The organism is Spirillospora sp. NPDC049652 (assembly GCF_040675125.1).
Classification (GTDB): domain Bacteria; phylum Actinomycetota; class Actinomycetes; order Streptosporangiales; family Streptosporangiaceae; genus Spirillospora.
Genome location: NZ_JBFAOF010001341.1, coordinates 1 through 1,536, shown reverse-complemented (window position 1 = coordinate 1,536; position 1,536 = coordinate 1). Strand labels below are relative to the sequence as shown.

2 protein-coding genes are annotated in these 1,536 nt (G+C 74.7%); both read left to right on the top strand.

Translation table 11 applies throughout. The annotated features are described in order from the left end of the window. Nucleotides 1–605, top strand: a 605-nt coding sequence (locus tag AB0J52_RS40010; protein WP_500188388.1) for a peptidylprolyl isomerase, incomplete at its 5' end; no start/stop codon positions are given. 116 nt (nt 606–721) lie between these two features. Further along, nucleotides 722–1,477 carry an isocitrate lyase/PEP mutase family protein gene (locus tag AB0J52_RS40005; protein WP_500188387.1) on the top strand — a complete coding sequence of 252 codons (756 nt, stop codon included), beginning with the start codon at nt 722–724 and terminating at the stop codon, nt 1,475–1,477. The last annotated feature ends 59 nt before the right edge of the window (nt 1,478–1,536 follow it).

Here is a 1,536-nt window from a genome sequence, read left to right as displayed (position 1 = left end):
CGAACGCGGCGGCCCCGGCGCAGGCGCCGAACGCGCGCACGGCCCACTGCGTCTTCACCCCGACGCCCGACAACCCGGCCGCCAAGCCCGTCCACCCGCCGAAGGCGAAGGCCCGCGCGCACGGCACGGTGGACGTCCGGATCACCACCAACCACGGCGAGGTCCGGATCCGGATGGACCGCGCGAACGCGCCGTGCGCCGTCGCCAACTTCGTCAGCCTGACCAGGCAGAGGTTCTACGACCACACGCAGTGCTGGCGGCTGACCAACTCCGAGCGGCTCGGCGTCCTGCAGTGCGGGGACATCTACCGCGCCGAGGAGGGCGGCCCCGGCTACAAGTTCGACGACGAGCTGACCGGCAAGGAGACCTATCCGCGCGGGACGGTCGCGATGGGCAACTGGGGGCCGGACACCAACGGCAGCCAGTTCTTCATCGTCCACACGCACGCGAACATCCCGCCCGCGTACACGGTCCTCGGGAAGGTCACGCGGGGCATGCGCGTCCTGGACGAGATCGCGGCGGGCGGCATCATCCCGCAGAGCGGCCCCCAGGACGGGCTGCCGAAGCACCCTGTCAAGATCATCAGGGTGACCGCGCACGGCTGACCGTCGCGGGCGGCCTTCGGGCGCGCCGGACCGAGAGCGGGCCGGGGGTGTCACATCCCGGCCCGCTGCTCCGTCTTCACCATGGACGCGAGAAGAGCCGACCAAGAGGAGTCGAGATGACCGCCCACAACGACCGGGCCGTCCGGCTGCGCGAGCTGCACCGTCCGGGCGACCCGCTGATCCTGCCCAACGTGTGGGACGCCGCGAGCGCCCGGGTCGTCGCGGACGCCGGCTATCCGGCGCTCGCCACCGCCAGCGCCGCGGTGTCCGCCGTGCTCGGCTACGAGGACCACCAGGGCGCCCCGGCGGACGAGATGTTCGCGGCCGCCGCCCGGATCGTCCGGGCCGCCGGGGACCTCCCGGTCACCGTGGACGCCGAGGCCGGGTACGGGCTGCCCGCCGCCGAGCTGGTCGAGCGGCTGGCCGAGGCGGGCGCGGTCGGCTGCAACCTGGAGGACACCGACCTCGCGGCGGGCGGCGGCCTCAAGGACGCGTCGGCCCAGGCCGAGTACCTGGCGGCGGTCCGCGAGGCGGCCCGCGCCGCCGGGACCGACCTGGTGGTCAACGCGCGGGTGGACGTGTTCCTCGGCAAGGCGGAGGCCACCCCGGACGACATCGACGCCGCGCTCGACCGCGGCCGCCGCTACCTGGAGGCCGGGGCGGACGCGGTCTACCCGATCCTCGTCCGGGACGAGGCCGCGATCGGCACGCTCGCCAAGGAGCTGCCCGGCCCGGTCAACATCCTGTGCCTGCCGGGCCTGACGGTCGGCCGCCTCGCCGAGCTGGGCGTCGCGCGGATCTCCTGGGGGCCGCGGGCCCACCACCACGCCATGGCCGCGCTCACGGACTACGTCACCGCGCTGCGTCCCTGACCAGCGGAAACGGCCGTCCGGCCGGTCAGTGCCGCCGTCCGGTCGGTTCGTCCGGCCGG

Bases quoted from the DNA above. Each gene is read 5' to 3' on its own strand.
- AB0J52_RS40005 (WP_500188387.1), top strand. From the start codon at position 722: ATGACCGCCCACAACGACCGGGCCGTCCGGCTGCGCGAGCTGCACCGT.